This window comes from Ruegeria sp. YTSC192, assembly GCF_059609705.1.
The window spans coordinates 105540-125579 of sequence record NZ_JBXWMG010000007.1 but is presented as its reverse complement, the minus strand read 5'-3'; the positions used below and the strand labels follow the sequence as shown (position 1 = coordinate 125579).

Annotated in this window: 13 protein-coding genes; 2 read left to right on the top strand and 11 right to left on the bottom strand. The window is 59.0% G+C overall.

The window, feature by feature from the left end; translation table 11 throughout:
• Positions 1-10: 10 nt before the first annotated feature.
• Positions 11-850: a M15 family metallopeptidase gene (locus AC2FD8_RS12010; protein WP_496856397.1), complete on the bottom strand. Its 840-nt coding sequence runs from the start codon at positions 848-850 to the stop codon at positions 11-13.
• A gap of 168 nt (positions 851-1018) precedes the next feature.
• Here AC2FD8_RS12010 and AC2FD8_RS12005 point away from each other — a divergent pair, with 168 nt between their 5' ends.
• Positions 1019-1591: an OmpA family protein gene (locus tag AC2FD8_RS12005; protein ID WP_496856395.1), complete on the top strand. Its 573-nt coding sequence runs from the start codon at positions 1019-1021 to the stop codon at positions 1589-1591.
• 33 nt (positions 1592-1624) lie between these two features.
• On the top strand, positions 1625-3805 hold the full coding sequence (locus AC2FD8_RS12000; RefSeq protein WP_496856393.1) for a serine/threonine protein kinase: 2181 nt from the start codon (positions 1625-1627) through the stop codon (positions 3803-3805).
• A gap of 33 nt (positions 3806-3838) precedes the next feature.
• Here AC2FD8_RS12000 and AC2FD8_RS11995 read toward each other — a convergent pair whose 3' ends face one another.
• The 10 genes from AC2FD8_RS11995 to AC2FD8_RS11950 form a co-directional block, all read right to left on the bottom strand.
• Positions 3839-4561, bottom strand: coding sequence for a PP2C family protein-serine/threonine phosphatase (locus AC2FD8_RS11995; RefSeq protein ID WP_496856391.1), 723 nt, complete (start codon positions 4559-4561; stop codon positions 3839-3841).
• The gene (gene tagF / locus AC2FD8_RS11990) at positions 4558-5244 is read right to left on the bottom strand and encodes a type VI secretion system-associated protein TagF (RefSeq protein WP_496856389.1); all 687 of its coding nucleotides are present in this window, start codon (positions 5242-5244) and stop codon (positions 4558-4560) included. The genes AC2FD8_RS11995 and tagF overlap by 4 nt, the downstream gene beginning before the upstream one ends.
• Complete coding sequence (tssM, locus tag AC2FD8_RS11985; RefSeq protein WP_496856387.1) at positions 5244-8813, bottom strand: type VI secretion system membrane subunit TssM; 3570 nt, start codon at positions 8811-8813, stop codon at positions 5244-5246. Before tssM ends, tagF begins: the two co-directional genes overlap by 1 nt.
• Entirely contained in the window at positions 8813-10249 is a 1437-nt protein-coding gene (gene icmH, locus AC2FD8_RS11980) for a type IVB secretion system protein IcmH/DotU (protein WP_496856385.1), read from the bottom strand. Before icmH ends, tssM begins: the two co-directional genes overlap by 1 nt.
• Positions 10250-10347: 98 nt before the next feature.
• A complete protein-coding gene (gene tssK / locus AC2FD8_RS11975; RefSeq protein WP_170378397.1) occupies positions 10348-11688 on the bottom strand; it encodes a type VI secretion system baseplate subunit TssK in 1341 nt (446 codons plus the stop codon).
• Positions 11689-11727: 39 nt separating this feature from the next.
• Positions 11728-13155 (bottom strand): type VI secretion system-associated FHA domain protein TagH, encoded by a 1428-nt coding sequence (gene tagH, locus AC2FD8_RS11970; RefSeq protein WP_496856383.1) that lies wholly within the window; start codon positions 13153-13155, stop codon positions 11728-11730.
• Positions 13156-13165: 10 nt separating this feature from the next.
• Entirely contained in the window at positions 13166-13471 is a 306-nt protein-coding gene (locus tag AC2FD8_RS11965) for a PAAR domain-containing protein (RefSeq protein ID WP_496856381.1), read from the bottom strand.
• 2 nt (positions 13472-13473) lie between these two features.
• On the bottom strand, positions 13474-14085 hold the full coding sequence (locus AC2FD8_RS11960) for a DUF6931 family protein (protein ID WP_496856379.1): 612 nt from the start codon (positions 14083-14085) through the stop codon (positions 13474-13476).
• A 12-nt stretch (positions 14086-14097) separates the two neighbouring features.
• Positions 14098-16227 carry a type VI secretion system Vgr family protein gene (locus AC2FD8_RS11955; protein ID WP_496856378.1) on the bottom strand — a complete coding sequence of 710 codons (2130 nt, stop codon included), beginning with the start codon at positions 16225-16227 and terminating at the stop codon, positions 14098-14100.
• Between the two features lie 34 nt (positions 16228-16261).
• On the bottom strand, positions 16262-20020 hold the full coding sequence (locus AC2FD8_RS11950) for a type VI secretion system contractile sheath domain-containing protein (protein WP_496856538.1): 3759 nt from the start codon (positions 20018-20020) through the stop codon (positions 16262-16264).
• Between the last annotated feature and the right edge of the window lie 20 nt (positions 20021-20040).

Sequence of the window (20040 nt, the reverse complement as noted above, 5' to 3'; positions counted from 1 at the left end):
CGAAACGCGATCAGAGCAGCCCGGCCTCGAGCCACTCTTCGATCTTGTTGCGACTGATTTCGAAATGCATCGAATCCTCGCGGCCCCAGGCGGCGCCCCAGACCCAGCCTTCCTCGCGGAAGAAATCCGCCAGAATGGTCAGACCCAACTGGGTTTTGCCGTCGCCCAGCGTATCCAGAACGCCGTCGATATTCAGATCAACCGCAAGGCCGTAAGCATGGGCCGAGGCCGAAGACGTCGCCCCGCGAATACGGCGCACGCACAAGGACCCGGCCGTATTGATACGCGCATAAAGGTCAGGATCGGTGCGTTGGATGTTCTCGAACACAGTCCGCAGTGAATCAACCGCAGGCTTTAGCATCCGCACCCGAACCGGACCGACCTCTTCCAGTACCAATAGCTCCTCAAGGCGTGGATTGGTCATCGACTGGCATTCATCCGTCAGATCCTCGCGCGGCAGGCCAAATGTTTCGCGCAAAAAGGACGAGCCGGCCAAGTCCAGTTCCCGGTTCACCTTGTTGCGATTGGCGATCAGCACGACCTGCGCATAGGCGTCGATGATCTCATTAGGCGTCGAGCTGTCAAACCCATAGTCATCAGCGGCCGAGTTGTCCTGCGGGACAATCCCGGCCCCATTTTGAGTGCGCGATACCTCAAGCGAAAGGCGTTCGACCTGCTCGCGCATATCGTCCAGCTGCTGGCTCAGCATCTCAATCTCGATCCGGGCACCTGAGTCGATGGCGGGACCTTCGAAATTCTCGTCAAGCGGGACGACCAAAGGGAAGACGTACCAGATAATTGGGGCCAGAATGATGGCCAATCCCAGAATGATCGCAGGAACGATGCGCATTTGCCTGATATTTCCTGTATTCTGCCACCTTATAAGATGAACTTAAATCGCTGGGCGCACGATGTCACGCTATAGACCTAAATATGTCCAGCGCTTGTGTGACATTCTTCATTGTCGGTTGTCGGGTGGGGGGCTAGTGTTCCTCTCAAACACGGAAAGGTTAGGGTTATGTCCGCATTTGCATCATGGAAGTTCATCGGGGCCTCGGCATTTGCCGTCCTGTGTACCGCTCAGTTTGCTCTGGCGCAGTCAGGCGAGTTGACGGCAGACGAAATCACCGACGCGTTCAACAAGCAAAAGACGCGCGGCCTTGTCATCGTGCCGTCGAATACCGGCGAAACGGCAGAGGCTGAAGCTGAAACCACCGTCGCCGCCGCGCCCACCGAATATCAGCCGGTCGCAAGCGAAGATCAGGTCAATATCCAGGTCCGTTTCGATTTCGCCTCAGCCGCGCTGCGCGAGGATGAAAAGCCCAAGCTTTCGTCGCTGTGTCAGGCGATGAAGAACGTGGATGTGAATGTGTTCCAGATCATCGGCCACACCGACAGCGCTGGCTCGGCTGAATACAACCAGAACCTGTCGCTGCTGCGCGCCAAAGAGGTCAAGCGCTTTCTGGTTGGCGATTGCGGTATCTCGGAACAGCGGCTAGAGGTGCTGGGCGTGGGCGAGGCTGAACCTCTGAACAAGGCTGATCCGCGCGCCGACGAAAACCGTCGCGTTGAATTCCAGGCCCTCGGCTGATCACACCACCACTCTAACCAAACCGAGGACAGCATGACGGACTCCCGCGCAGGCGACCTGTTTCAGCCGGGCGATCTGGTGAACAATACCTATCGGATCGAAGCGATACTTGGGCGGGGCGGTACTTCTGACGTCTATCGAGCCCGCTCCGAGATTTCGGGGCGGCTTGCCGCTTTGAAAGTTCTGAAAGCGGAGTTTTCCAGCAATGATGACTATCTGGTCCTGCTGACCCGCGAGGAAGAAATCCGCGATATCCGTCACGATGCGGTTGTCCGCTATTCTGAAAACAACCGAACCGGCGACGGCCATGTCTATCTGGTGATGGACTATGTCGATGGGCCGGGCCTTGACCAGAAACTCAAGACCGGGCCAATGTCGGCAGGCGATGTGCTGACCGTGTGCAAACGGGTCTGCGAGGGGCTCGAGGCCGCCCATGCCCGCAACATCGTCCACCGCGATCTGAGCCCCGACAACATCATCCTGCGCGACGGCGACCCGGCGCAGGCGGTGATCATTGATTTCGGCATCGCCAAGGATACAAACCCCGGCGCCGAAACCATTGTGGGCGGTGAGTTTGCCGGGAAATACGCCTATGCCGCACCCGAGCAGCTATCTGGCAAAACCGACCCGCGCACCGATATCTATTCACTGGGCGCCTTGCTACTGGCCAATTTCCGGGGGCAAAAGGCCGATGCAGGGCGCAACCTGCTGGAAGTTGTTGAAAAAAAGAAAGAACCGCTGAACACCGAAGATGTGCCGGAACCGCTGAAGTCGATCCTCGACAAGATGACGGCTCCGGACCCGGATGATCGGTATCAAAGTGCCGGTGATGTTCTACGCGCTTTGGCTGCAGCTCGGAACGGATCGGCCGCGCCTCAGGACGATCTGGATGATGCCACCGTGATCGCCCCGCGCGCAGCCCCGGCTGCTGCCCCGGTTACGCAACCAGACCCAAAACCCAAACCCACCCCTTCCAAGACTGAGCCTGCCAAATCCTCGCGCGGAGGCGTGGTGGCCGCTGTCGGCGCGCTTGCGGTCGTGGGAATTGGCGCAGGTGGCTATTTCGGCGGGTTGTTCGACAGCTTCCTTGCGCCGCAATATCCGACTGTATCGCCCTATACTCTGGTCGCAGATAAACGCCCCGGTCAGGCCCCGCGCGCCGTAGGCTTTGTACCGTCCGAGACCGTGCGGAATGCCATGACGGGTGAGATCACATCCGAAGGGGGCAATGTTGATCTTACATTGGCCTCAGGTGACATTTCCGACACCTGGGGAACAGCGGTGACCGGCGTTATCGACGCAGCCATGGATCTGGACGAATGGCGCTTCGTGGTCGAAGGCAATGAGGCCCGTCTGACCGGGCAAACCACCGATCAGGCCCTGCATGCCGAGCTGGAGCAGCTCTACTCGGCCGGTCTGCCCGCCGGGTTGCAAGGCACCGCAGATATCGAGCTGGAGTCGCTGTTCCTGTCCGCAGATGAGGTCCGACCTATCCTGTCCGGTCTGGCCGATTGCGGCGCGTTGAAACTGATCGACGCACCCAGCACGGGCTACGGCCCCGAAACGCCGATCAAGGTTGGCGGAACGCTGGCCTCAAGGGACAGCCTGGTCGGGCTGGATACTGCGCTGACGGCCCTCGCAGGGTCTCGCCCTATCGATCTTGAACAGGTCACGCTGCTGAACCCGACCCTGTGTCTGATTGAAAACTTCCTGCCCTCGGCGCCCACCAGTGATATCTCGATCGCGTTCTTCAACGGAGAGCAAGGCAACGCCCCCAATCCGACCGGCGATTTCATTGTCGGACAAAACCCGGTCATTGATGTCGACCTGCCGGGTGATGTGCAGGATGGGTATCTCGCTGTCTCGGTTCTGGATGTGTCAGGCAATGTGTTCCACCTGTTGCCCAACGTCACCCGCCAAGACAACGATATCGCCTCTCTGCGCGACGGAGAATCCGGGCCGATTTCCGTCCGCGTGGCCTATTCGATTGATGAAAGCCAGGACAATGGCGGCATCGCCTTTCAGGTCGATGACACTGCGCTGGGGAAAAGCAAGGTGATCGTTCTGCATACTGACAACCAGCTGTTCAGCACTATACGCCCAACAGCGGAGTCCGCCGCCGGCTATGCCGAGGCCCTGCGCGAGCAGGACCGCAATGTTGAAACGCAAATTCTGTCTCTGGACAGCCGCATTCTGACAACGCTGGAGCAATAGGCTCTGGCGTCGTTCCTGCGTCAAAATGTGAAGTTAAAGGATGTCGACGACAATCACTGTGATGTTGTCGGCCCCACCTCCATCCAGCGCGATCTGAACCAACTGATCCGAGACAGTCTCGACCGGCATATCCGACAGCGCCTTTTCCAGCATCGGGAAGGTCGCATATTTACTGAGCCCGTCTGAGCAGATCAGAAAACGGTCACCGGGCTGAACCTCACCGCGGACCTTGTCCAGTTCAAGAACCTCCCCAACGCCCACGGCCCGCGTGATCGCGTTGGATTGCGGGTGCTGCTCGGCCTCGTCCCAGCTCATCTGCCCAGCCAGCACCAGGTCCGCCACGACCGAGTGATCGGTGCTGAGCATCTGGATTTTGCCCTCACGCAGCAGGTAGATGCGACTGTCCCCGGCCCAAAGCCCCACGAAATGCCCGTTGGCCAGCATCATACACGCAACTGTCGTGCCAATCGTGCCGCCACCTCGGGCGTCCGCCTCTTGCCGGATCACGGCATGGGCGCGCTGGATCGCGTCCCGCAATGCGGTCAACCGATCCGCAGGGGCCAAACCGGGCGGGATTGCTGCAACCATATCTGCGACCAATCGGCTGGCATAGTCACCCGCATCATGCCCGCCCATCCCGTCAGCCACCAACCAGAGGCTTTCTTCGGGCAACGCCAGCACCGCATCTTCGTTGACCTTCCGCCTGAGGCCCACATGGCTGCGTGCGCTGTACCGAACGCGGTGGCTTGAATTCATATTGGTCGTGCCTCGGTCCACAATGCGGCGTGAAGGTTAAACAAGCCTTGCATGTTTGCCCCATCCGGTAAACCTTCGCAGATCATCATTCGGGGGACGCCGCCGATTTCGGTGCTCCAAACGCTTGGGGTGCGATATCTTTGCGACATCAAGCCCGCTGCAAGATCAGGTAGCAGGCTGTCGGACACGTCCCCGCGGGTCAGAACCATCGTGTTCCCAAGCGCACGCACAGGGGCTGCCGGTTGCTGCGTTGGGTCCGGCAAAGCGGCCAGACCTTCGGCCAGCTTGTCGCGGGTCATGTCATCCTCAAGCGCGGCAAGCGCCAGATCTTCGAGCTGTCGGTAGACTTCGGCCGCGCGGAAATGCGCCAACGCGGCAGACCCTTCGTTCGAAACGCCGGCGACCAAGGTCAAGGGAAACCGCCGTCCGACCCGATCCACCGAAGGCATCAGAACCCCCAGCATCTTTTGCGGCCCGGCCAACCCCGGAGACAGACAAAACCGCCAGATCGGAGCGGACATGTAGTGGGAATCCCACGCCTCAGCCAAGGTTTCTGACGCGGCCAACATGCTGCGCTGTATCCACTCATCCCACGGCTGCACAAACGCCTGTGACACCCCGAGGCGGAAGAAATCTCCGACCGAGGGCATCTTGCCGAATGCACCAAACCCGCCTGTCTGCATCAGAACGACTTGGGACAGCTGAATTTCTGCAGCGCTGGCAGGGCGAAGGGGTTGATGACCGACCCTGACTGCAACTGGAAGATTGCGATGCGACCACCGACATTGAAGATCACCTTCTTGCGGTCGGACACATTGGTGCGCCGTACCTCGGCCGCGTCCAGCAGACGGAACCAGGCCCAGGGGCCGTCCTTGGACAGAACGCTTTCGATATTGCGTTTTTCCGGCTCAAAACTGACGCGCGCCAGCCCAACCGAGCCAGGCCATGTCACAGCAAGGGGTGAGGGCAAACCGCCGCGATGTTTGAACTCCAGCACTTGGCCATCAATCTCAAGCTTGACGCCTTTGGCCTTTGGGTCCAGTGCCTCGGGCATAATCTGGAACTGGATTTGCGGCTGTGGACCTGCAGCAAAGAAAGCCTCCTTGATCTCGGCTGCGTTCTGGAACTGGGTCAGAACCGCCTGACTGATGCCCAGATCGGTCGCATTGACCCCGGACTTCCACGACCATGGCCGCGTGCGCATATCCACATGTTTGGCGAGGTTTTCATTGAAGAACGAGTCGATCAGACCTTGCGGGCCGAACAACTTGCCGAAGTCACCCATCGCAACATCCGCACCCGAGCGGCGGTTGAACGGATAGCGATCCCCGACAACCTGCTCGCAGAACGGCAAAACCGTCGATTGCCACCGCGCGTTGATGGACGAGCGGGTGCTATCCGAGGTGATCCCGGACGAACCGTCGATGATCTGCAATGCCCAGCGTTCCATCGGGCCGGGAATACGGGCGGCCTCTTGCTGGAACTGCTGCAAGGCCTGCCCGGTTTCGCCACCGGAGACACCGCTGAACGACATTTTGTTCAGCTCCTGATACACACCTGTCAGCGACCCCATCAGCATGTCCAACTGCGAAGGCTGCCCCTCTTGCCGCTCAACCAATTGATGCAGCCAATCAAAGCGATCCTCGACATACTGTCCCGGCGCCTGCACCGGCTCACCGGCATTGACACCGCTGGTTTTGGCCAAGGCCTCCAACAGGATCTGCGTCTGGGCTGAGGTCGCGGATTGCAGTTCAATAGAAGCAACCCCCGCGACACCCTCGCTAACCGCATCATTGCCGGACAGGATCGAACGGTTTTCGGTCAGTTTCGTCTCATCCGAGATCGAATTCAGGACATTCACGATAGGTGAAGTCGGACCTGACAGCACATTGGTGACCTCAACCGCGTGGCTGAGGCTTTCCATCGGCACGATGTCGATATCGCCCAGCATCGCATCATAGCGCGCGATGTAGTCGTTGTAGTACAGGTCCAGAACATCGCGGCTGAGGGCAGCGAGCGCTTGCTCGGTCTGTTCGGCCTCACCGCGTGGGCCCAGAACCCAGCTTTCCTTTTGCACGCGTTTGGCGACACCGATCGCCTCTCCAAGGAAGACGTTATTGAAGCCATTGTAGGTAAATATGCCCTCGATCCCGTCGTTCAGAGGTTTCCCGGAGGACCGCACCAGAACGCGACCAACAGCGGGGCCGCCCACTTCGGTGATCCGCCACTCCGGCAGCGCTGTGGCCGCAGGGCTGGAGACGATGCCGTTATAGACACGCTGCGCCAGCGGGAGTTCCGACAGGATACCCTGAATCTGATCCACCATCGGGCCATTCAGAGCGATCTCTTGCATCGGCTGGCTCAGCATGGCGTCGAGGTGATCGTTCAGGTCAGCGCGGAATTCCTCACGCGATGGGCCGGGGAAGGACACGCTCCAGTCAATGTTCATCCATTCCTTGACCAGATCCTGGTTCATCGGCCCTTGCAGGCCTAGCATCAGATAGACCTTCAGCGCTTCATACAACACATCGGCGTTGTTGATGTTGGCACTCATCTGCTCTTCGAGACGCAGCAGAAGACGCGGCAACAGGCGCTGGTTCAACGCAGCACGGTAGGTTTGCGCCGCCTGTGTGCCGATCACATCGCCCTGATAGAGACCATAGGTCAGTCGAGTTTCGGGCTCTGGATCCGATAGCGTCGGATTGGCCGGCAGATCGCGCAACGTGTTCAGAGCTTGCACGACCGGAACCAGATCGGTGTCGCCAACGGGGCTGGGCGGCAAAGTCGCAGCGGCGGCCTGATAGGCGGATACACCCTCCTGAGCCTCGGCAATCAGATCGGTGTTGCCCATGAAGCTGCGCACCAGCAAGGCACCGACCGTGACAGCGGCAATGACGGTCGCAGCAATCGAGGCCCATTTGGTGATCTTGTAGCGCTTTTCGACCTTGTCATCGGCGCTGACCAACCCGGCCTCACGGAAAATCACCTGATCGAACAGGCGCGTCAGGAAATAGGATCGACCCGATCCCTGCCCCGAGCCGATAGCCTGACGGCCAATCCCAAAGGTGCGCGCCATGCCCAGCATCAGGCGATCAATCGGTGTGCCTTCTTGCGTGCCCGAGGTGAAATACACCCCGCGCAGCATGTGACGATGCTGATATCGGCTGTCCTGAAACACCTCGGCCAGAAACTCATGCGCGACTTTGCGGACCGAGGCGACCTGCATTGGGAACCCGGCAATCAGCGCGCGGCGCTGCGGGTCCGTCTCGGTCTGCATCCGCTCCAACGACTGCGAGTTCAGACGACCCAGAAGCAGGGCGAATTCTTCATCAAATGCCGCGACCGGAGATTGCTCGCTGCGCGATTTGTCCAATGGCAGGGTAAAGCCCCAAACCTGTTCGCGATCTTCCTTGCCCAGATTGTCGTGAAACTCGGCAAAGCCTGCGATCAGGTCGGCCTTGGTAAACAGGATATAAACTGGGAACCGCACGCCCAGCTTTTCACGCAGCTCTTCCAGCCTGCGACGGACGGCTTTGGCGTGTTCTTTCTGCGTGACCTCGTCCTGCAAGGACAGGTCAGACAGCGAAATCGCAATCATCGCGCCATTGATCGGCTGCCGTTTGCGGTATTTCTTGAGCAGGTTGAGGAACCCGATCCAGGCCGCATTGTCGACCTCGGCATCGCTTTCCTGCGTGGTGTAGCGCCCGGCCGTGTCGATCAGAACGGCGTTCTCGGTGAACCACCAGTCGCAGTTCCGCGTGCCGCCGACACCGCCAATCGCAGTCTTGCCTAGCTCATCGGCCAGCGGGAAGTTCAGGCCCGAATTCACAATCGCCGTCGTTTTGCCCGCACCCGGAGGGCCGATCATGACGTACCACGGCAGCTCATTCAGATGGCGCCGACCGTTTTTTGACTTGCGCAATGCCGCCATCGCGGTTTTCAGTTTTCCGCGAAGCTCGGAAATCTCGCTGTCGATCATGTCGCCGCCGTCGGCGACGGATTCGGTGATCTCTTCCGTCAGCTTCTTTTCGCGACGTCGGCGCAGCAGGAATATGGTCAGACCGATCAGGAAGAAGACCAGATAGATCACCCCGCACCAGATCAGGCGCGTCCCAACTCCGTCCAGCGGCCGCCACTCATCCGAGCCGATCCACGGGCCGAAATAGTACAGACACCCGGCCAGAACCGTCGCCGTGAAGAACAGCACGGTGTAGATCGACATGAAAACATATCTCAGAACGCGGCGGATCATCAGTTCTCCTCCTGAACCAGCAGGACTTCAATCCGGCGGTTCGTGGCCCGGCCTTCGCGGGTCGAGTTGTCGGCAATCGGTTCGCTATCGGCACGGCCTTCGGCGCTGAGGCGGTCAGGATCGGAAATCTCACCCGCCATCTGATTCATCACCGATTTGGCCCGTGCCAGAGACAGTGCAAGGTTGGACGGAAAGCGGGATGAGCGGATCGGCACGTTGTCCGAATGCCCGGTCACGATCACCCCTCCGGGTTCTCCGTCCAAGGCAACCGCCACGCGGCGCACCGGTTCCTTGAATTTGTCCTGCAGGTGATCCGACCCCGACCCGAACATGCCCGATCCCTTGATGCGGATAATCAGCGTGTTCCCCTTCTCAAAGACCTCAACCAGCCCTTCGTCGATCTCGGGCTGCAGGAAAGCTACGACCTTTTCGACCTGCGGCTGGGCTTGAGGCGGTGGCGGAGGTGGCGGCGGCGCGCGGCGCTGCAGCTCTGTCACCCGGCCAGCATCAATCACCGACATCTGCCCCACAAGGTTTTCTGTCTTGTTGGACAGCAGATAAGACAACCCACCAAATTCGATCAGCAGCAGCAGCGCGGTCACGCCAACAGCGATCCAGACCGGCTTCCAAAGGCTGAGGGCGCGATAGGGTTTGTCGACCCCTTCCCAATGCGGGGCAAGATCCCGTTCCACGTCGCCACGCTGCGCGCGAATGATCCGCGCCAGACCCTGACGGATCTGCATATGCTTGTCCGAACCACCCTGTTCGACGCGCAAACGCCCCTCGAACCCAAGCGAGAGGCACATGTAAACGAATTCCAGCAGCTCAATATTGTTGGCCGGGTCCTGCTCGAGGCGTGCCAGCAGGTCATAGAAGCGATCACCGCCGACGGTCTCACGATGGAAGGTGCCGACCAGAGACTGGGTGGCCCAGCTGGATTGACCGCCCCACGGTGTGTTCAAAACAACGTCGTCCAAAGTCGCGCACAAAGCATAGCGAGCGATCTTGACGGTCTGCGCCGCAATGCCTGCCTGCAAAGCTGCATTTTCGAACGCGCGCACCTCGGCCACAACGCTTTGGCGCAGCTTGTCCGGGTCCATATGTTGCGCGCGGTTGCGAATGCGGCTGATCAAGGAAAACAGCGACGCCGCGCAGGCATTCAGCCGGTTCATGCCGGTGATTGCGACCTCTTCACCAGCAGGCGCAGGCCGCGATTGAGGCGTCTGGGATTGAGGCACCCCGTATCCCGCGCCGCCCGGCGCAGGTTGCTCCATGGGCTCGGCCTGTGGTGCCTGCATCGGATCAGGGTATCCGGCCGGTTGCTGCGGAACCGGCTGTTGCTGCATCCCGCCCGCCTGACGTCGCCCACCGGGATTGGGGCGAATGACCGTCTTGTCGGTGTCGTCCGGTTCGGCAAATGGATCTTTGTCGGACATTCTTTGACCTGTTTCCTCAAGGCTTCCGCGTTGCGAGTGTGACCCACATATCAAGCCCTATCAAATTGTTTCGGCACCGCCAGTGACCACGTTCACTCTTATTGGTTGCGGATCGCCCACAGCTCCATCTCAAGTCCCGGATATTGCCCGGACACATGAACCGCGATCCCACCCGAAGTGGTCATCTTGCCCCAATAGGGGCTGGCGGCATCCAATTCGAAATAGACGACGCCGGAATGATACGGGATCTGCCGCGGAGCGACGGGCAACGGGCGCAGCGTGATACCAGGAAGGGCCGAGTTCACAAGTTGACGGATTTCTTCAACCGGTCCGGTTTTGGCCTGCCCTGCGAAATGACGGCGTACGTCTTCAGCCGGGATATCTGCATTCACGGCCAGCACGAATCCGGCATTTCCGATCAGCTTGCGGTCAGCAATCACGCCCACACTGATGCCATATTTCCGCGCCTCCAGCGGGATTGAGACCGCTGTCTGCTCCAGAACCGAGCTGAGATACTGCCGCAAGGTGCGGATCACAGGCGCAAAAGAAGCGGTCAGGTCGTCATGCTGGTAGGCCGGGAATTGCACGGCCTCTTTCTCGGTGCTCATGAAGGTTGCCAACTCACCGGCGAGCGCGGCGCAGACACGGTAGACATGTTCGGGATGCACGTTCTCGATATTGGCGAAATGGCGCACCAAGGGCAGGTTGCGGTTGATGGTCATCAGCAGCAGGAAATCCGAGATCTCGGCAGCCCCCTTTGCCGGTCCGCCATCCGAAAGACGCCCTGCTAAGGCCTGCATGCGGTGCGACAGCATCCCCTCAAGCTCATTCATGAACCCAGCCAGCGCGGCGGCGGCACGCACATCCAGCACCGATGGAATGAAGCCGCGATCCAGAATGATCTCTTTGTCTGGCCGCACTTCGATGATCTTTGCAATCGGGATCGCCAATTTGTCAGCCAAATCATCCACTTCCAGCGCGAACTGCAAGCGGAGCTTGCCGACACCAAGGGTGACGGGCTTTTTCTGCTGGCTCATCACATCCGTGATTTCCTGCTCGGCCGGACGCAGCCGGCTGACGGATTGTTCGGCCCCGCTCAGATCCACCTCGGATGCACCCTGCCGCCGTTGAGGAACCGTCAGGTAAACAACGCAATCCTTGATCGTCTCGGGCACTTCCAGCGCGGGTGGGTGATCTTCGGCCTGCGGCACACGAAACACCTGCCCGTCTGGCGTCAGCCCCGAGCAGGATTTCAGCGCGAACTGCCCGACCTTAAGCACTTCATCATCGATCTCTAACGCACTGACACCCCACGCATAAGGCGTAACACGCCGCGCGAGGCCCGCCACCAGCGCCTCGGTATACCGATCCGCCTGCTGGAAGTGATGGGGTTGCAGAAACAACCCTTCGGTCCAAAGCACCTTGCTGTCCCAGGACAATGGCTGCCCTCCCTTGTTCTTGTCGCCCGTGTTGGGGCGTTACTTCAGCTTTTCCAGCTGTTCTTTATACGCGCGCGCAAATTCCCGGCTGAAGAGATCGTGAAAGTCGTTCTCTGCCTGATCCGAGATATCGGCATACATCTTCTCGTACACTTCCCAGTATTGGGTTTTTTTACCTTTAAAAAGTGACCCAAGTTTGCTGGAACCTTCAATTTTTCCAGCCAGAACCTCGGGGTCCAGCCGGGCCAGAACGCCTTTGAGGGCGGCCTCCATACCGGTGACCATTGCGACCTCATGCGCCTTGATGTCGTTCAGCGCCTGTTCGGTCGCCTCTTCCGAGGCAAGGTAGCCTTTGACACGGGGTTTGACCAAGGCCTCAATCGCCTGTTCAGGGCTGATCGAAAACTTCAGCGGGTTGTTCCCGCCCGCATTGATCATGGTCTGTTCGATACGAAACTCGGACTTGATCGAGGTGCGGGTCATCAGGATTTCCCGCAAGCCGGTGATCATCACCCGCAACACACGTCCCATGCGGCCCATCGTGGCAGGGAGATCGGCGTCGTCAATCTGCAGATCATCGACCTCCAACGCCTCCAGCAAAGCGCGTGCGGCGGATTGATCGCACGCGCCGGTCGGAACGGGATTTTCCACCTCAACCGGTTCGCGCGACGGAGCCGCATCAGCCTGCCTGCCCGGCTTTGGCATAACCGGAGGCGGCGCAGTGGGTTCAGGACGGGCCGGTTCGGGCGCGGCAAACGGGTCCGAGGCTGAGCTGCCCGAGGGTGACAGCAGATCATCGTCCCAGTCATCGGGGATCAGGTTCGCGCCCCCGGAAGAGGGCGCGGTAAACGCATCATTGGCCGACGGGTTATGCATCGCATCGCTTGCGCCCATATCCGCATGCACGTCCTTGGGCTTGGCAAAGAACGGATCGTCATCATCCAGGGGCGGCAGCAATTCATCCATCGGGTCGGGCGTGGAAATCTGCCCGGGCCCTTTGGCTTCACCGCCCAAGAGGTCATCCAGAAAATCCCCGCCGGGGCCCGCATCCTCCAGCAACGCCATCGGATCCGGCGCGTTCCGGGACACACCCGGAGACACCCCGGCCTGTTGCATCGGCTGCGGGATCGATTCTTCGAAACTGGGCAGGTCTGCCCCGATTTCGACAACCATCTCATACCCGCCCGCAGCAAGCACGTCACCATTGTTCAGCGGCGTCGGCGTTCGACCCAGAGGGATTTTCGAGTAGTTCAGAAAAGTTCCATTCGTCGAAAGATCAACGATCACAACGTTTCCATTGTGATCCTCGATCACGAAGTGGCTTTTGCTCAGCGTCTTTTCAGGGTCAGGCAGGACCAAGTCATTGGCCGGCCCACGCCCCACGGTCAAAGAGCCCCCCTGCATCGAGACCGGGCGCCCGTCGCCCGGCACCACGCCGGTGGATTGGAATTTCAAAGTGACCGTCATTCGTTTGTCTTCATCCTCCAACCAGTACGGTAAACTCGCCCTTGATGATCGGACCACCACAGGCGCAGGTATCTGTCACGCGGGCGGCAGGCAGCTTGCTGATCAGAACGGTGGCCGATCCTTTGATGATCGGGTGCGGGAATGCCGGTGTCGCCAAATCTGTCAAACGTGCGGCTGGTAGCTTTCCCACCAGAACCGTCGGACAGCATGGCGGCATGATCGGCATCGGCACCGGAGCTGGCGGTGGCGGGGCTGGCGGAGGAGCAGGCAGCGTACACGCATGCAAATCCAAGATTCGTGCTTGCGGGAATCCCATGCTTACTCCTCTGTCTCAGCGCTGGCCTTCTCGCGGTCCAGCTTACCATTTCCACCCCGAGCAATATCGACCCCACGGTCAATCAGCAACTGCACGTAGGTGTCAAAATCCTCTTCATGTTTGTCCATTGCAACAACATTCATCGCAAAGGCCAAAACTTCGGCCGCGCCCGGCGGGGCCGGAACATTGGCCAGATCACCCGAACCCAGGGTTCCGTCCGAGTATAACACGCCCATGGCGCAATTTACCGTTTCATCATCTGGCTCGGCGAGTTCGATCGTCGCGCCCGCCTTATCGCGATTCTCGGGTGTAGGGCGAAACACCCAATCCTCGGACGCCGCCAGCGCGGGCGTGTTATTGTCCGGAGCCTCGCCGATATAGTCGCGCGCGGCCAGACAGGACCACCACACGCGCTCGCGGGCAGGCAAGGCCACCCCCAGAAGGCGCAGGATGTCGATCACTGCGCCTTTCTGTTCCAACTCGTTCAATACCACATCCAAAGGCGCACTGGCCGGGGCCGCAAGCTTGACGCTCAGGCGGGCATTGGCATCGGCCAGCATGCGCGCAGCGGGCATCTGGGGCGTTTTGGTCATTCCGGAAAAACGGTCTGTCATTGCGTTACCCCCCTAGTTGATCATGGTCACGCCGCCCTTGAGGGTCAGCATGCCATCGCCATTTACCGTTGTCAGCGGGCTTTTCGCATCAAGCTTAGCGTTTGCCTGAACCTTGATCATCGTGCTCTTGATCGTGATGCTTGTCGGGTCCAGTTTGATCGATGAGCCACCAACCTTCAATTCGATCGACTTCATTGCGGTCATTGTGATCTTGCCCATTTTGGCATCGACCTGAATATCACCCATCTTGACCGTGGTGGACTTATCGCCCTGACTGACCTCGGTCGTCAGATTACCTTCCTTGATCGTCTCGGCGTGATTGCCCGTGACGGTGCGGGTGGATTTACCTTCGATGGTCTCGGTCTGGTCAGTCTTGATGCTAACCGTCTGGTTACCCTTCTCGATGGTGAAGGTATGGTCGCCTTCCTTGATCGTCTCATCCACGTTCTTCTTGACCACCTGGCTGAGGCAGCCGTCGCCACCATTGCCACCCTTGTCCAGCTTGTCATAGCCGATCGTGATCGTGGACATATTCTTGACCAGCTTCTCATGATCCTTCTGCGCCTGAAAGCGCACCAGTTCGGCGTCTTTCTTGTCCTCGAACATCAGCTCGTTGAATGTCTCGGCGCTGCCTTGTTTCGAGGACCGCGTCTTGATCCCGGTTTGCGTCTGGTTTGCAGGCAAGGCATAGGGCGGCATGGTGTCGGCATTATAGAGCATACCCGTGCAGATCGGCCGATCCGGATCACCCTCTTCGAACTGGATGACAACCTCCTGACCAATCCGAGGGATGCTGACCATACCCCAGTTTTTACCCGACCAAGGGGTGACAACCCGCACCCAGCAGGTAGTCTTTTCGTCCTTCTTGCCTTCGCGGTCCCAATGGAACTGAACCTTGATGCGACCGTATTTGTCAGTCCAGATTTCCTCACCGCTCTTGCCGGTCACAATGGCTGTATGCAGACCCGAGATCTCAGGCCACGGAATCGTGCGCAGCGATTTGAATTCGGTTTTGCCGGGCTGGGCTTCAAACTCGACCATGAACATCTCATTGCTGTCCTCCGGAAACTCCAGCGCTCCGGTGTCCAGATCTTTGTCGTTCTTGGCAAATCCATAACCTTCCGTGGTCTGAAGATAATACCGTGCCTTGGTGATCAGGTATTCCGCGTTTTCGGCCTTGTCGGGATGATCCTTCAGCGTGAACTTGCGGCCGGTTTCCAGCGCCCGGACCGAGGCCCGCCCGCGCCGCCGGTCGAACAGAGCATCCTCGGCCGTCATCCGCACCTTGGCCAGCGTATTGCCCGGCCCGGTTTCCTTGTAGTGACCAGGGATATCGTAAAGCTCCAGCTTGTCCTTGAACCCGTGCTTTGCCCCGGTCGGCGTTTTGGCCCGCGCATCCAGCGACGCTTTTGGCTTTTCGAAATCAAAATCGCCCAGCGAGACAACTCCGGGCCGGATCGTCTCGGACGCGGCCCATTCGGTGACCGAGTCACCAAGACGTTGGCTGTAATCATCCCCGCCCCGGAATTCGACCTTTGCGTCCCCGGCAATCGGTGTATGCGCGGACGGTCCATCGCACATGACCAGCGTCTCATTCTTGTCTTCGGCATTCGTGTAATCGAAATAGTAGTAAATGCCCTCTTCCTGCATCAGGCGCGAGATAAAGTCGAAATCCGTTTCGCGATATTGCACACAATATTCGCGCTGCTGGTAAGTGGCGCGCAGGCTTTTTCTGAAATCCGTGAGCCCGTATTCACCGAAAATCTTTTCGATAATCTGCACGGCCGTCATCTCCTGAAAGATGCGACTGTCGGTGGTCTGCGTCAGTAGCCAGAACCAGGGGCGCAATTCAGCCAGAAACTGCACATAGCCATCGCGCAACGCCAGCCGCTCCACCCTTACGATCGTGCCGGTGAATTTACGCTCGGCCCCGTCCGCGGCCAGATGGATGGTCATTACCTTGCCCAGCAGCTTGTCCAACGCAATCGTGGTCTTTTCCGACAGGAATTCGACCTGAATTTCGGTGAGTTTCCCAAGCTCTTCCGAGACGACGGCCCGCCTGATGACAAGATCATCCTCACCATAGCTATACGACCCCGTAATCCGAAGCGGCCACTCTTTACTTTGCAGACTCTCAGCCATTTACCGTTCCTTCCAATTCTGGTTCACCGCGCCGTCACAGATCGTTCAGCAGCGCAGCAAGTTCGGGGTCCATATCTTCGTCATCACTATCGTCATCGTCATCATCGTCGCCAAATGACGCCAGCAGGTCGTCCAGATCGCCGCTGTCGTCATCCCCAAGGTCCAGATCAAGGTCGAAATCATCGTCTTCGCTTGTGTCGAGGTCCAGATCCAAATCCAGATCGTCATTTTCATCAGCCTCGGGTGCCGCAGGCACATCCGGCGACGGCGCAGGCGCGGGCATACCGGACCATGGGCCCAGAATCTCCTGCCCCGCGACCGAGTTGAACGAGCCCAGCCGGATTTCATCGCGGCCTTTGACCGACAGCACCGGCATATAACCGCGCTGAACCGAGTGTTCGTGCTTGGGCAGCGTGATATTGCGTTCCGTACAAGGCAGCGCCACCTGATCGCCGTAGCGGTCATTGACGAAATGGAAAGGTATGCCACCCAAACTCATGACCGAGCCCAAATTCATCGCCTTGCCATTCTTCTTGAAGGACCGCGCCAACAGGATCGTCACCAGAACCGCCGGATTGGCCCAAAGCATACCGCGCAGGCCCTCGGACTCGGTGAATTCCTCAAAATCGAACTCATAGATTGGCTCGGACTTGGCGCCGTAAGGCCGCCGCAGCAGGAACCGGGGAGAGGCCAGGCCAACATGTCCGGCTTCGGGCATCGCGCGCAGAGTATCCCAGGCTTCGACCACCAGCGGGTGGCGATCCTCGGGCTTCACATCCAGATAGGCCGGGGTGATTGCACTGATGAACGGCGCATCCACATGGGCGGCGACGCGGCCAATACGGCCCAATAGTTCCGCATGAGGCGGCGTTTCCTCAAAGGTATAAAGCCCGATCAGTGCTGAATACCCGCCGCGCCCGTTTTCTTCATCCAGCGGCTCTTCGGTCAGCAATCGTACCAGACCGGTTTTTGCCAGATCTTCCTCGGCGGCCAGATCTGCTGCGATCTCTTCCGCCGAGACGTCATACAAAACCACGTCGAGCGTATCGTCATCCTCAACATTGCGTGCGATCAGGTCGAGGCTGCGCCATTGTGCTTCGACGGATTGGAACTCCGGGTGATGCAGAACCATGCGCATGGCTGCGCTCAGCGCCTCATCCACAGCCTTTTGCATCGCCTGCACATCAGGGCTGGGCAGTTTGCGGATATGAGGGCCAACCACGCGTTTGAGCAGATCATCAACGGGTGAGGCCTGCGCCAGTTCACCCGATGTATCGCCGATCAGCTTCTGAAAATCGCTGAGCTTCAGGTCAGCTCGCACCGTGTTACCGCCCGAGGTCTTGCGCGGCGGCACCACCGCCTGCCCGAACTCTTCCCCCCAACCAATCAGCTGATTGGCGGCGTGATCCGCAGTCCCGCCCGCGCTCAGCTGGCTTTTCAGACCCGAGAGTCCGTCAAACAGTTCAACCTTTTCATAAAGCTCGTCGGGATGCAGATCGTCCAGTTCTTTCAGCTTCACTTCGATCCCCGCCCCGTCCTTGCCAATCGGCAGCACAAGATCGGTTGCGAAGCCCTCGATCACTTCTTCGACCGTATCGGGGTCCAGAATGATCGGCTTGCGTGCGGCCAAGGCGTCTCCGGTCTCGATCTGCCCGCGCGCCGCGCGGCCTGAAAAATCGCCAAAGATCGCGATCCGGAACCGGGTACGTTTCAGCCGCTCGGGGTCAGGTCGGTCCGCGCTCATGCGACCAAAGGCCAATTGCGGCTCGTCGTCCAAATCCGCCGTTTCGCCTGACGCGTCATCGGCATCGAGATCACTCAGCAGATCGTCCAGATCGTCAGATCCGCCCTCGTCGTCCAGTTCGAGATCGCCCAGCAATGCATCCAAGTCATCTGTCGCTTCGTCCGAGGAGGCATCGCCATCCTCATCCGCACTCAAATCGTTCAACAGATCGTCAAGATCGTCCGAGCTGGTATCATCACCGCCAAGATCCGCCAACAGATCGTCCAGATCATCCGCTGACCCCTCCTCAGGTGGGCTGTCCTCGTCCGCCCCAAGGTCGTTCAGCAAGGCGTCGAGATCGTCCCCGCCAGCATCTTCATCCTCAACATCGTCGCCGAGGTCAGCCAGTAGCGCATCCAGATCATCTGTATCCGCGTCGTCGGTCTCATCATCACCTTCAAGATCACCAAGCAAGGCGTCCAAATCGTCTGAGGCCGCGTCGCTATCCGGCTCAGATTCCAAATCATCCAGAAGCGCATCCAGATCATCCGACGCATCTTCCGACGTCTCTTCAAGATCACCCAGCAGATCGTCCAGATCATCGGCCGCTTCATCGGTCGGTGTAGATGTATCCTCATCCGCTCCGAGGTCATTCAAAAGATCATCCAGATCGCCGTCAGGCTTTTCGGCCAAATCTGCAGGAACATTTTCTACGTCGGCTTCATCTACCTCATCAGCTTCGGGTTCCACCAAATCCCCGAGGATGTCGTCCAAAACATCCTCGTCAGGCTGTGCCTCGTCAGCAGAATCCGCCAGATCGGCAAGCAAATCATCCAGGTCGGACTCGTCCGTCTCTTGATCCGGCTGATCGTCACTGGCCAGATCACCGAGGATATCCTCCAACGGATCAGTCTCATCTGTGCTGTCCAGTTCGGGTACTGTTGCGAGGATGTCATCCGCGGCAGGTTCACCAGCTTCATCCGGAGCCTTCTCCGCCAGATCATCCAGCAAACCGTTCAGATCCACGTCCTCGGCCACTTCTTCAGGGGCAGCATCGGCAAGATCGGACAATATGTCAGAGTGGTCTTCCTTGGCCTCTTCATCGGCATCCGGCAGCGATGAAAGCGCTGCATCCAACGCACCGTCCTCTTCCGTCTCCTCCAGTTCCAGATCGGCCAGTTCAGAGAGGATATCATCGCTTTGATCCAGCTCAGACGCAGCCTCGGCCTCGGGTACAGAGGCCAAAACATCGCTTAGCGTATCATCTTCGATTTCAATATCCAGCGCGGCATCTGCAAGCTCTGACAGGATATCACCAGACCCGTCCACCTCATCCGCGACATCAGTTTCGGGCAGAGACGCGAGGGCATCGGACACAGTGCTGTCTTCAACTTCCTCCGTGACCGTGTCGCTGAGGTCAGACAGAATATCCGAGGTCACATCCTGAACCTCAGCCGCCTCGGGCGCTGTTTCGGCCAGATTGGAAAGAACATCCGCCGAGGCATCCGACACGTCGGGCAGTTCCACTTCTGGAACAGACGACAGGGCATCCGTGACCGAGGTATCCTCTGGCTCGTCATCAGGTTCGGCGCTGGCCAGATCGGACAAGATATCGTCCGACACGTCCTCTTCCGCCGTCAAGTCAGCTTCTGGCAGGCTGGACAGGATGTCATCTGCGGCTGTGTCTTCAACTTCATCCGCTGGCGCGGCATCGGCCAATTCCGCCAGAATATCGCCTGACGTGTCGGCTTCTTCGACAACCTCAGTTTCAGGCAGCGAAGACAAAGCGTCCGAGAGAGAGGTGTCCTGAGCTGTTTCCTCGGGCGCGGTAGCCGCCAGATTGGACAAAACATCCGCGCTGTCATCTACAGGCGCCTCGGGTTCAACCAAGTCAGGCAGAGAGGCCAAGGCATCTGCGACGGTTGTATCTTCCGGCGTGTCACCCGGATCGTCAGCCGCCAGATCGGACAAGATGTCAGCCGATTGATCCTGTTCCTCAGCGGCCTCAACCTCGGGCAAAGACGCAAGCGCATCCTCCACCGAATTGTCAGCAGGGGCGTCTTCGGGCATCATTTCCCGCAAGGCATCCA